This window comes from Massilia phyllostachyos (assembly GCF_021044825.1).
GTDB classification, from domain to species: domain Bacteria; phylum Pseudomonadota; class Gammaproteobacteria; order Burkholderiales; family Burkholderiaceae_D; genus Telluria; species Telluria phyllostachyos.
The window spans coordinates 156,868-169,801 of sequence record NZ_JAJNOC010000007.1 but is presented as its reverse complement, the minus strand read 5'-3'; the positions used below and the strand labels follow the sequence as shown (position 1 = coordinate 169,801).

Here is a 12,934-nt window from a genome sequence, read left to right as displayed (position 1 = left end):
CGCAACGCATGGACCGACTACCCCCACAAGCAGCACACAGCGCCGTCACCGGCGCCGCCATGGACATGGTGGTGACCAGGCCGAAGCGCCGCCTCTATCTGCGCATCGGCGCCGCCCTGCTGCTGCTCGCCGCCTTCGGCGCCGGCGCCTGGCGTCTGATGCCGCACGGCCTGCAGGTCGACGCCGCCGACGTGCGCCTCGCCCGCGTCGAACGGGGCGTGTTCCGCGACGACATCGTGGTGCGCGCCAGCGCCCAGCCGCTGAACTCCATCATGCTCGACTCGGTCGAATCGGGCCGGGTCGAGGAAGTGCTGGTCGAGGATGGCCAGCCGGTCGCCAAGGGCCAGCTGCTGTTCCGCCTGTCGAACCCGATGCGCAACCTGGCCCTGCTCGAGCGCCAGGCCGAGCACGCGCAGCAGATCTCGAACCTGGCCAACCTGCGCGTGGCGCAGGAGGCCGGCCGCAGCGAGCACCGCCGGCGCCTGGCCGACCTCGAATTCACCTTGCTGCAGGCGGTCAAGCAGCATAGCCGCAACCAGAAACTGGCGCAGCAGGGCTTCATTTCGGCGGTCGCCCTGGACGAGTCCAGCGACAAGCTGGCGCAGCAGCGCCGCGTGCTGGACAACGAGCGGCGCAGCATCGAGACCGAGGAAGGCGTGCGCCAGCGCGGCCTGCAGCAGATGGAGACCGCGATCGACGGCTTCCAGTCCGGCCTGCACCTGGTCAGCGCCACTGTCGACGCGCTCAACGTGCGGGCGCCGGCCGCCGGCGTGCTGACCGACTTCCGTCTGCAGGTCGGCCAGACCGTGCGCCCCGACCAGAACGTCGGCCGCATCGACGACCCCAAGCGCTTCAAGATGTCGGTCCAGATCGACGAGTTCTACCTGAGCCGGGTCACGCGCGGTCTGCAGGGCGGCGTGACGCAGGAAGGCAAGCGCCATCCGCTCAGGGTCAGCGCCGTGTTCCCGCAGATCCGCGAGGGCCGCTTCACCGCCGAGATGGTGTTCACCGATGGCCAGCCGGCGGTACTCAGCCCCGGCCAGAGCCTGGACGCCCAGCTGACCCTGGGCCAGCCGGCCAGGGCCCTGCTGCTGCCGATCGGGCCTTTCATGAACGACAGCGGTGGCGCCTGGGTCTTCGTGCTCGAGAAGAACGGCCACGACGTCCGCAAGCGCACGGTGCGCCTGGGCCGCCGCAACAACAGCCACGTCGAAGTGCTGTCCGGGCTGAACTCCGGCGAGCAGGTCGTCGTCTCCAGCTATGCGCCGTTCGGCAAGGCCGAGCAGCTGCAGATCAACCGCTAGAATCAAATTCAAACGAACGACAAAACAAGAAAGGAAGCACCATGCTGAAACTCAGGGGCGTCTCCAAGATCCACCTCGCGGGAGAAGTCCAGACCCGCGCCCTCGACCGCGTCGACGTCGACATCGCGGCCGGCGAATACGTCGCCATCACCGGGCCCTCCGGCTGCGGCAAGTCGACCCTGCTGTCGGTCCTCGGCCTGCTCGACGTGCCGAACGAGGGCGACTACTTCTTCGAAGGCCAGAACGTGGCCGGCTGGAGCGAAGCGAAACTCAATGCCCTGCGGCGCGGCAAGATCGGTTTCATCTTCCAGAGCTTCAACCTGATCGAGGAATTGTCGGTCTACGAGAACGTCGAGCTGGCCCTCGAATACACCGGCACCCCGGCCCTCGAACGGCGCCGCCGGGTGGAGGCGATGCTGGAGCGGCTGGGCGTGGCGCACCGCGCGCGCCACCATCCTTCCCAGCTCTCCGGCGGCCAGCAGCAGCGCGTGGCGATCGCGCGCGCCCTGGTGGCGCAGCCCGCGATGCTGCTGGCCGACGAACCGACCGGCAACCTCGACACCGCCCATGGCGACGAGGTGATGCGCCTGCTGCGCAACATCAACGCGGAAGGGACGACCGTGGTCATGGTCACCCACTCGCCCAGCCACGCGGCCCAGGCCTCGCGCACCCTGCACCTGGTCGACGGCCGGGTGGTGGTCGACGCCCTGCAGGCGGCATGAGGAGCGCCCGATGATACTTCGCGATTTCCGCATCGGCTGGCGCCTGCTGGTCAAGGAACCGGCCTACTCCGCCGTCGTCGTCATGGGCCTGGCGGTGGGCTTCGCCACCTGCTTCCTGCTGCTCGGCTACGTGGTGCATTCGTTCTCGTATGATCGCCACGTGCCGGAGCGCGGCCAGGTCTATCGCCTGATGCAGCACTGGAACATCTTTGCCGGCGCCCGGTGGGGCGACGGCGTCAGCCTGCCGGCGCGCGACGCCATTCTCGCCAGCGGCCAGCCGCTGCTGGCCAGCGCCATGATCTCGCGCGACGTCGACGTACGCATCGGCGGCGCGGTGCAGACCATCGACGTGAGCGTGGTCGATACCGCTTTCCGCGAGATTTTCCGGCCCAAGGTCCTCGCTGGCGACCTGGGCGCGACCCTGGCGCGTCCCGACGCCCTGGCCTTGACGCGCGAGACCGCGCTCAAGCTGTTCGGGTCGCTGGACGTGGTGGGCAAGACGATCGGCATCGCCGGGCAATCCTACCAGGTGGGCGCGCTGCTGGAAGACCAGCCGGCCGCCACCACCCTGCCCTATGCCGCGCTGGCCGGCATCCGGACCCGCATCTGGAATGCCGAATACCGCGAGCTGGTCACGAACAACTGGGGCTCTTCGCATGGCCGGGTGTATATTAAGCTGCTGCCCGGCGCCGATGCGGCGCAGGCGTTGGCCGCGATGCGGCGCACGATGCTGGCGTCCAGCTTCTACCAGCGCCAGAGCCCGGACCAGATCGCTTCACTGAACGGCCGCGACATGATCGACTTCCGCCTCGGCCCCCTGGCCGACGCCTACCTCGACCCGCTGATCAAGGGAAGCAATCCGGTGCACGGGGAGCGCAAGGCCATCTTCGGCCTGGCCGCAGTAGGCTTGCTGATCCTGGTGCTGGCGGCCACCAACTACGTCAACCTGGCCACCGTACGCACGGTGCGGCGCCAGCGTGAGATCGCGATGCGCAAAGTGCTCGGCGCCGGCGCCAAGGCGGTGAGCCGCCACTTCCTGGCCGAGTCGGTGCTGGTGTGCCTGGTCGCGACCGTGATCGGCCTGCTGCTTGCCTGGCTGCTGCTGCCGGTGTTCGCTGACCTGGTGCAACGCAAGCTCGACCACATCTTCAATCCGCTCGCACTCGTCGTCAGCCTGGCGCTGGGCGTGCTGGTGGGCTTGCTGGCGGGCGCCTACCCGGCATGGTCCGCGATCAAGGTACGCCCGACCGCGGCCCTGGCCGGCCGCGGCAACAGCGAAACGGTCGGCGGCCTGCGCCTGCGCCGGGTTCTCACCGTGCTGCAGTTCGCCACCGCCATGGGGTTGACCGGGCTGACCCTGGGCGTGGCCTGGCAGACCCGTTACGCCAGCAGCCTCGATCCGGGCTTCGACCCGGATCCTCTCCTGATCGTGGAAACCGCCGGCGACATGCGCGACGCGAACGTGAGCGCCTTCCGCGACGCCCTGGCCCGCATCCCCGGCGTCAGCGGCGTTGCCGTCAGCAACGTCCCCATGACCACGAATATCAACACCAACTCGATGAAGCGCGAAGGCGGCACCACGGTCTCGGTCAGCTGGTTCCGCATCAGTCCCGACTTCTTCGGCGTGTACGGCCTGAAGCCCGTCGCCGGACGCCTGTACGACCCGGCGCGCGACCGGCCGGCGGACGAAGACAAGATCGTCATCAACGAGGCGGCGGTGCGCACGCTCGGCTTCTCCAGCGCCCTGGAGGCGGCCGGCAAGTCGATCGATGTCGGCAACGGCAGCATCAAGCAGGTGATCGGCGTCGTCCCCGACATCCGCGACGTCTCCGCACGCGAAGAACCGCAGCCGACGATGTACCGCCTGGGCCTGCAGACCGGCGTGTTCACGGTCCGCACCGCGGACCGTGAAGGCGTCCAGCACGCGATCGAGGCGCTGTGGCCGCGCTACTTCCCGAACGACGTGCTGCAGGTGCAGCGCATGTCGGCGCTGTTCGCGCAGAGCTATGCCGACGACCTGCGCCTGGCCAAGCTGCTGGCCGCGTCCAGCGTGATCGCCACCGCGATCGCCGCCTTTGGCATCTACGTGCTGGCGGCCTACAACGTGCAGCGCAAGGCGCGCGAGATCGTACTGAGAAAACTCTACGGCGCCGGCAGCGCCGCCATCGGCCGCCTGGTAGCGCGCGAGTTCCTGGCCCTGATCGGCATCGGCGCGCTGATCGGCCTGCCGGTCGCATGGCTGGCGCTGGAGCGCTATCTCGCCGGCTTTGCCGAGCGCGCCCCAGTCGGCGCTTGGACCCTGGCCGCGGCGCTGGCGGTCGCCTTGCTGGTGGCGCTGGGCTCGACCGTCCGCCATGTGGTAAGCGCGATGCGGATCCGCCCGGTCCAGGCCTTGCGCGAGTAGCACAGGCGCATACAGCCGGCCTCACTCCCCGCCATACCCAAAATTGCCATTTCCGCAAGAAATGGCAATTTTTTGTCCTTTCCATGTATTACGGAGGCCGATAAACATGAACATTCACACAACAATCGTCAACATCCCCGACGCTGTAAATCTCTCCAATTGTTTGCAGATGATTAGCGTAATTTGACGATTCCGACAGCGAGACGGCCCCGGTTTCATCACTTAATTAGTTTCCCTAGGGAATTTTCTGTATTGCGCAAGCGATATCATCAATTTCCCCGTTGCATTAAGCTTACATTTAGAACAATTTCCTTGAAAAAAAATAAATGGCATGAGATCATCACGCCTCACATAGTGCAAATAAGAAATGATCGTTGTAACCAGTGCAATTCAGTCACTGTGTGAACGCTGTCCCACACCACAATAAACGAGGGAAACCCATGAAGAAATTCGTCAACAACCTGCTTCTCGCAGGCGCTCCGCTGGTCATGCTGATCGGCAATGCTGCTGCAGACACCTGCGGCGGTCGTTTTGGTCCGTGCGAAGTGCCGGAACCGAGCACCCCTGCCCTGTTCCTCGGCGCGATCGGTGTCGCGATCGCTGTCGCCAAGTTCCGGAAGAAAAAGTAATCCGGTTCTCCATTGCGCGCTGAACCTTGCGCGCAATGCATCGCAGCACAACCCGTTAGTGAACCCGGCGCTGGCCCGAACAGGCCCGCATGGGCACCTGTTCGCCAAAATTTGGCGATTGATCCTCCAAATACGTTTCCAAGGACAACCATGTCAGCCACGCCGCGCGTTATTACTTTCGTCTCCGAATGGGGTTCGCCCGATCACTACTGGCTCCCGGGCCTGTACATCCAGGGCGTCACGCCGCTGAATCCGGGCAACACGTCCGCCGGCACGCTGTACACCCCGTGGTGCCTGGCCAAGGATATCCCGCTGCCGATCGAGGCGACCTATAGTGCTTATATCTATTCGTCGTACGAGATCGGCAGCCTGTCCGCCGTCCCCGGTCTTGCGAACAGCATCAACCTGGCGAACCTGGACAACATTAACTGGCTGCTGAACAATTACAAGCGCCTGAACGCGGTCGACGGCGACGTCCAGGGCGCCATCTGGAAGATGATGGGCAGCTCGCCCCTCAAGAACTACATCGGCCCGCAGGATATCCAGAAGATCGACGCCCTGGTCGCCGAAGCGATGCAGCACGATGGCTACGTCCCGGACATCGGCGACACCATCGGCGTGATCGTGGATCCGTGGGCGAACAGCGTCCACCGCCAGCCGCTGATCGTGGAAATGAAGGCCGCCTCGCTGGGCGACCGCGTCTGGCACGACGCCAACGCCAACGGCATCCAGGACGCCGGCGAGGAAGGCATCGCCGGCGTGACCGTCAAGCTGGGGCGTGACCAGAACCAGGATGGCGATTTCGACGACGCCGGAGAACTGCTGGGCACCGCCACCACCGACGCCAACGGCAACTACGTGTTCAAGGGCCTGACCCCGTCGCTCGAGTACCGCGTCACTTTCTCGCTGCCGGCCAGCTACGACCGCGTCAGCCCGCGCCAGTCCGACGGCAGTCCTGCATCGGGCGCCAACAGCGACGCCGTGTTGTCCAACGTCGTCGTGCTCGCACCGGGCGAAAACAACAGCAGCATCGACGCCGGCTTCTACCGCAGCGCGAGCCTGGGCGACCGCGTCTGGCATGACGCCAACGGCAACGGCCAGCAAGATGCGGGCGAGCTGGGTATCGCCGGCGTGAAGGTTACCCTGGTCGGCGGCGGCGCCGATGGGCTGATCTCGACCACGCTCGATAACACCAGCGTCGAGATGGTCACCGACGCCAACGGCAACTACACCTTCGGCGGCCTGACCCCGGGCGTGGAATACCAAGTCAAGTTCGGCGCCCCGGAGGGCTTCGTGCCGACCCACGCCAACGTCGGCAACGACGCCAGCGATTCGGACGCCGTCGGCGGCCTGTCTCAGATCGTCAAGCTGGCCTCGGGCGAGAACAACACCACCATCGACGCCGGCTTCTACCGGACCGCCGGCCTGGGCGACCGCGTCTGGCTGGACGCGAACGGCAACGGCCGCCAGGACGCGGGCGAAACCGGCATCGCGGGCGCCAAAGTGACCCTGATCGGCGGCGGCGCCGACGGCCTGCTGTCGACCACCGCGGACAACACCAGCGTCGAGACCACGACTGACGCCAACGGCAACTACAAGTTCGACGGCCTGACGCCGGGCGCCGAATACCAGGTGAAGTTCGAAGCACCGAGCGGCCATGTGTTCACGGCCGCCGACAAGGGCGACGACAGCGGCGACAGCGACGCCGGCGCGGGCGGCCTGTCGCAGATCGTGAAACTGGCCTCGGGCGAGAACAACACCAGCATCGACGCCGGCGTGTACAAGCCGGCCAGACTGGGTGACGTCGTCTGGCATGACGCCAACGCCAATGGCCAGCAGGATGCGGGCGAGAGCGGCATCGAAGGCGTGACCTTGACCCTGGTCGGCGGCGGCGCGGACGGCCTGATCGCCACCACGGCCGACAACGTCGAATTCACCACCGTCACCGGCGCCGGCGGCAGCTACCGCTTCGACGGCCTGACCCCGGGCATGGAATACCAGCTGACCTTCGGCGGCAAGGATGGCTACGTCGCCAGCGGCGCCGACATCGGCGATGACGAGACCGACTCGGATGCGGGCATCGGCGGCAAGAGCCAGGTCCTTACCCTGAAGTCGGGTGAACACAACGGCAGCATCGACGCGGGTGTCTACAAGCTCGCCAGCCTGGGCGACCGCGTCTGGCTGGACGCCAACGCCAACGGCCAGCAGGATGCGGGCGAAGTCGGCGTCGCCGGCGCCAAGGTCACCCTGATCGGCGGCGGGCTTGATGGCCTGCTCTCGACCACGAACGACAACACCAGCGTCGACACCACCACCGACGCCGACGGCAACTACACGTTCGAGGGCCTGACCCCGGGCGTGGAATACCAGGTCAAGTTCGGCACGCCGGACGGCTTCATCGCCACCAGGGCCAACGCGGGCAATGACGCGGGCGATTCGGATGCGGTCGCAGGCCTGTCGCAGGTCGTCACGCTGACCTCCGGCGAGAACAACACCACCATCGACGCCGGCTTCTACCAGAGCGCCAGCCTGGGCGACCGCGTCTGGCTGGATGCGAACGGCAATGGCCAGCAGGACGATGGCGAAACCGGCGTGGCCGGCGTGAAGGTCACCCTGATCGGCGGCGGCGCCGACGGACTGCTCTCGACGACTGCCGACAACACCAGCGTCGAGACCACCACCGACGCCGACGGCAAGTACCGCTTCGACGGCCTGACTCCGGGCATGGAATACCAGGTCAAGTTCGGCGCGCCGGCGGGCACCGTGTTCACCAGCCAGGACAAGGGCGATGACGCGAGCGATTCGGACGCGAACAGCGCCGGCCTGTCGCAGATCGTCAAGCTCGCATCGGGCGAGAACAACACCACCATCGACGCCGGCGTGTATGCCCCGGCCAGCCTGGGCGACCGCGTCTGGCATGACGCCAACGCCAACGGCCAGCAGGATGCGGGCGAAGCCGGCATCGGCGGCGTGACCGTGACCCTGATCGGCGGCGGCGCCGACGGCCTGCTGTCGACCACGGGCGACAACACCAGCGTCGAGACCACCACCGACGCCAACGGCAACTACAAGTTCACCGGCCTCGTCCCAGGCATGGAGTACCAGGTCAAGTTCGGCGCCCCGGCCGGCTTCGTCGCCACCGGCGCCGACGTCGGCAACGACGCGAGCGATTCGGACGCCGTCGGCGGCCTGTCGCAGGTCGTCAAGCTGGCTTCCGGCGAGAACAACACCACCATCGACGCAGGCTTCTACAAGACCGCCAGCCTGGGCGACCGCGTCTGGATCGACGCCAACGCCAACGGCCAGCAGGATGCGGGCGAAACCGGCGTAGCCGGCGCCAAGGTCACCCTCATCGGCGGCGGCGCCGATGGCCTGATCTCGACCACGGCCGACAACACCACCGTGGAAACCACCACCGACGCCAACGGCAACTACAAGTTCGACGGCCTGACCCCGGGTATGGAATACCAGGTGCAGTTCAGCGCACCGGCCGGCCACGTGTTCACCGGCGCCGACCAGGGCAACGACGCTTCCGACAGCGATGCGAACGGCAGCGGCCTGTCGCAGATCGTGAAACTCGCATCGGGCGAGAACAACACCACCATCGACGCCGGCGTATACGCCCCGGCCAGCCTGGGCGACCGCGTCTGGCTCGACGCCAACGGCAACGGCCAGCAGGACGACGGCGAAACCGGTGTGGCCGGCGTCAAGGTTGTCTTGACTAGCGGCGGGCTTGATGGCCTGATCTCCACGACTGCCGACAACACCAGCGTCGAGACCACCACCGACGCCGACGGCAAGTACCGCTTCGACGGCCTGGCGCCGGGCGTGCAATACCAGGTGCAGTTCGCCAAGCCTGCCGGCAGCGTGTTCACCGCCCAGGACAAGGACAATGACGCCAGCGATTCGGACGCCAATGCGAATGGCCTGTCGCAGGTCGTCACGCTCAAGTCGGGCGAACACAACGCCACCATCGACGCCGGCATCTACCTGCCTGCGAGCCTGGGCGACCGCGTCTGGCTCGATGCCAACGCCAACGGCCAGCAGGATGCGGGCGAAGTCGGCGTCGCCGGCGCCAAGGTGACCCTGATCGGCGGCGGGCTTGATGGCCTGCTCTCGACCACGGGCGACAACACCAGCGTCGACACCACCACCGACGCCAACGGTAATTACAAATTCGAGGGCCTGACCCCGGGCACCGAGTACCAGGTGAAGTTCACCGCCCCTGCCGGCTCCGTGTTCACTACCCAGGACAAGGGCAACGACGCCAGCGACTCCGACGCCAATGCGAGCGGCCTGTCGCAGGTCGTCAAGCTGGCCTCGGGCGAAAACAACAGCACCATCGACGCCGGCGTGTATGCACCGGCGAGCCTGGGCGACCGCGTCTGGATCGACGCCAACGGCAACGGCCAGCAGGATGCGGGCGAACTGGGCGCCGCCGGCGTCAAGGTCACCCTGATCGGCGGCGGGCTTGACGGCCTGATCTCGACCGGGGGCGACAATACCCGCGTCGAAACGACCACCGACGCCAACGGCAACTACAAGTTCAGCGGCCTGGTGCCGGGCATGGAATACCAGGTCCAGTTCGGCAAACCGGCCGGCACCGTGTTCACCTCGCAGGATCTGGGCAATGACGCCAGCGATTCGGACGCCAATGCCACCACCGGCCTGTCGCAGATCGTGAAACTGGCATCGGGCGAGAACAACACCACCATCGATGCCGGCATCTACACCCCGGCCAGCCTGGGCAACCGCGTCTGGCTCGACGCCAATGCCAACGGCCAGCAGGACGCGAACGAAACCGGCGTCGCCGGCGTGACCGTCACCCTGACCGGCGGCGGCGCGGACGGCCTGATCTCGACCACGGCCGACAACACCACGGTGACCACCACCACCGACGCCGGCGGCAACTACCTGTTCAAGGACCTGGTCCCGGGCATGCAGTACCAGGTCACCTTCGGTAAACCAGCCAATATGTTCTTCACCAAGAAGGACGTGGGCCTGGACGCCAGCGACTCGGACGCCGACGCCGTTACCGGCAAGACCCAGGTGATCACCCTGAAGTCGGGCGAGTTCAACGACACCATCGACGCCGGCGTGTACGCCAACGCCAGCATCGGCGACCGCCTGTGGATCGACACCAACGGCAACGGCCTGCAGGACGACGGCGCCACCGGCCTGGCCGGCCGCACCGTCACCCTGATCGGCGGCGGGCTTGACGGCCTGCTCTCGACCACGGCCGACAACACCAGCGTCTCGATGCTGACCGGTACCGACGGCGCCTACAACTTCAGCAACCTGACCCCGGGCGTACAGTACCAGGTCCAGTTCAGCAAGCCGACCGGCTACGTGTATACCGGCAGCAGCATGGGCGGCAACGACGTGACGGATTCGGACGCCAACTCGACCACCGGCATGACCCGCGTGGTCACCCTGCAATCGGGCGAGAACAACAAGAACCTGGACGCGGGCCTGGTCAACGTAACCGGCGACCTATCGATCACCAAGACCGACGGCGTCTCCTTCGTCACCCCGGGCCAGACCATCACCTACAAGATCGTGGTGACCAACACCGGCACTGCGATCGCGGCCAACGCCGTGGTCACCGACAGCATCCCGTCGACCCTGACCAACGTCACCTGGACCAGCAGCGCCACCAGTGGCGCCAGCGGCAACCAGGCCTCGGGCAGCGGCAGCATCAACGACACCGTGACCCTGAACGGCGGCTCGAGCATCACCTACACCGTCACCGCCAAGGTCGCGTCGCTGTCGGCGCTGGAAACCATCTCGGACTTCTCGACCCTCGGCAACAACGTCGGCGTCGGCAGCAGCAAGACCGTCAACGGCGTGACCGCCGAAGCGGCCTGGGTGTCCGGCTCGAGCATCAACAGCGCCACCCTGTGGGCCCGCGACTCGGGCGAGGACAAAGGCCTGGGCGTGCTGTCGCGCGGCGAGAGCAGCTCGGACGGCGAAGCCGCCACCGGCCTGTCGAACCAGAAGAACATGGAAGTCATCCGCCTGACCAAGGACGATGCCGACCAATGGAGTTCGCTGTGGGTCTCGAACCTGGACAAGGACGGTTCCGGCGGCGCCGAGATCGGCACCCTGTACTGGTCGGACAGCGCCACGCCGGACATCACCCGCTTGACCACCAAGTTCACCTTCAAGGCCGGCGACTTCGGCGTCGGCGCGGAAAGCGGCGACATCCTGAGCCTGCGTCCGTCGAACTTCGACGCCAGCGCCAAGTACGTGTTCTTCGTCGCCGGCAGCAACCCGAGCGGCAACAACAACGACTTCCTGGTATGGAAGGCGGGCACCGTGCCGGCCCAGCTGTCGAACACCGCCAAGGTGACGCCGCCGTCGACCTTTATCGACACCAACAGCGGCAACAACAGCGCGACCGACACCGACGACATCAAGCTGCCGACCCCGGTGGCCGTCAAGCGCGGTTCGATCGGCGACACGGTCTGGGAAGACAACAACTACAATGGCATCCGCGACAGCGGCGAAGCGGGCATCAAGGGCGTCACCGTGAAGCTGCTGGACGCCAGCGGCAAGGTGCTGGAAACCACCGTCACCGACAGCAACGGCAAGTACCTGTTCGACAACCTGAACGCGGGCAGCTACCGCGTCGAGGTGGTGGAACCGAGCGGCTACTACGTGACCAAGCCGAACGTCGGCAGCAACGACGGCGTCGACTCGGACATCGACACCGCCAACGGCAGGACCGGCCTGATCACCCTCACCCAGGGCGAGAACGACCTGACCTGGGATGCGGGCCTGTACCGCAAGGCTTCGCTGGGCGACAAGGTGTGGGAAGACCTGGACCACGACGACATCCAGGACAGCAACGAAGGCGGCATCGGCGGCGTCACCGTGCAGCTGTACACCTCGGGCGGCACGCTGCTGGCGACCACCAAGACCAACAGCAGCGGCAACTACAAGTTCAGCAACCTGGACCCGGGCACCTACTACCTGAAGTTCGACAAGGGCGATGTCATCTACAAGGGCATCAACATGGACAACTGGAAGTGGGCGAGCAAGAACGTCGGCAACAACGACGCGATCGACTCGGACGTGAACGGCGACGGCGTCTCGAAAGTGAACGTGACCCGCACCGACAACATCACCCTGAGCTCGGGCGAGAACGACATGACGTGGGACGCCGCGATCACCCCGATCGCGATCGACCTGAACGGCGATGGCGTGCACACCGTGGCGCGCTCGGCCTCAAGCGCGACCTTCGACCTGCTCGGCACCGGCAAGGGCATCGCCTCGGGCTGGCTGTCCTCGAGCGACGGCTTCCTGGCGGTCGACCACAACGGCAACGGCAAGATCGACGACATCTCGGAACTGTTCGGCGGCGCCAAACAGGGCGCGGGCTTCAGCCAGCTGGCCAGCTACGACAGCAACCATGACGGCGTGGTCGACGCCCAGGACGCCGCCTTCGGCGACCTGCGCATCTGGCAGGACGCCAACGGCAACCACCAGACCGACGACGGCGAGCTGATGACGCTGGCGCAGGCGGGCGTGGTCTCGCTCAAGGTCGACTACGTGGTCCTGCCCTTCGTCGACGGCCAGGGCAACCTGCACCTCGAGCGCAGCAGCGCCACCTTGGCGAACGGCCACGTCACCGACATGACCGACGTCTACTTCGCCATCGACGCCCGCGACGCCGCCGCCTCCGGCGCCCCGACCCTGGCCGACCTGCTGGCCTCCGTCGAGACCGATGCGGCGGTGCCGGTCGCGATCATCGGCCAGGCAGCCATGGCCGCATAAGCGTCTCCGCGCCATCGCGAAAGGGCTGGATACCACCGGGTTTCCAGCCCTTTTTTCGTTTTCCCGCCAATCCCCTCACACGAGGTTGGTGTGCAT

At 66.4% G+C, this 12,934-nt stretch carries 5 protein-coding genes; all 5 read left to right on the top strand.

The window, feature by feature from the left end; all coding sequences use genetic code 11:
• Positions 1-8 precede the first annotated feature (8 nt).
• The 5 genes from LQ564_RS19370 to LQ564_RS19350 all read left to right on the top strand — a co-directional run bounded on the left by LQ564_RS19370 (position 9) and on the right by LQ564_RS19350 (position 12,838).
• Entirely contained in the window at positions 9-1,304 is a 1,296-nt protein-coding gene (locus LQ564_RS19370) for an efflux RND transporter periplasmic adaptor subunit (protein ID WP_231059752.1), read from the top strand.
• A 41-nt stretch (positions 1,305-1,345) separates the two neighbouring features.
• Positions 1,346-2,026 (top strand): ABC transporter ATP-binding protein, encoded by a 681-nt coding sequence (locus tag LQ564_RS19365; RefSeq protein WP_231059751.1) that lies wholly within the window; start codon positions 1,346-1,348, stop codon positions 2,024-2,026.
• 10 nt (positions 2,027-2,036) lie between these two features.
• Entirely contained in the window at positions 2,037-4,430 is a 2,394-nt protein-coding gene (locus LQ564_RS19360) for an FtsX-like permease family protein (RefSeq protein WP_231059750.1), read from the top strand.
• A 440-nt stretch (positions 4,431-4,870) separates the two neighbouring features.
• Positions 4,871-5,059: a PEP-CTERM sorting domain-containing protein gene (locus LQ564_RS19355; RefSeq protein ID WP_231059749.1), complete on the top strand. Its 189-nt coding sequence runs from the start codon at positions 4,871-4,873 to the stop codon at positions 5,057-5,059.
• 150 nt (positions 5,060-5,209) lie between these two features.
• Positions 5,210-12,838, top strand: coding sequence for an SdrD B-like domain-containing protein (locus LQ564_RS19350; RefSeq protein WP_231059748.1), 7,629 nt, complete (start codon positions 5,210-5,212; stop codon positions 12,836-12,838).
• The last annotated feature ends 96 nt before the right edge of the window (positions 12,839-12,934 follow it).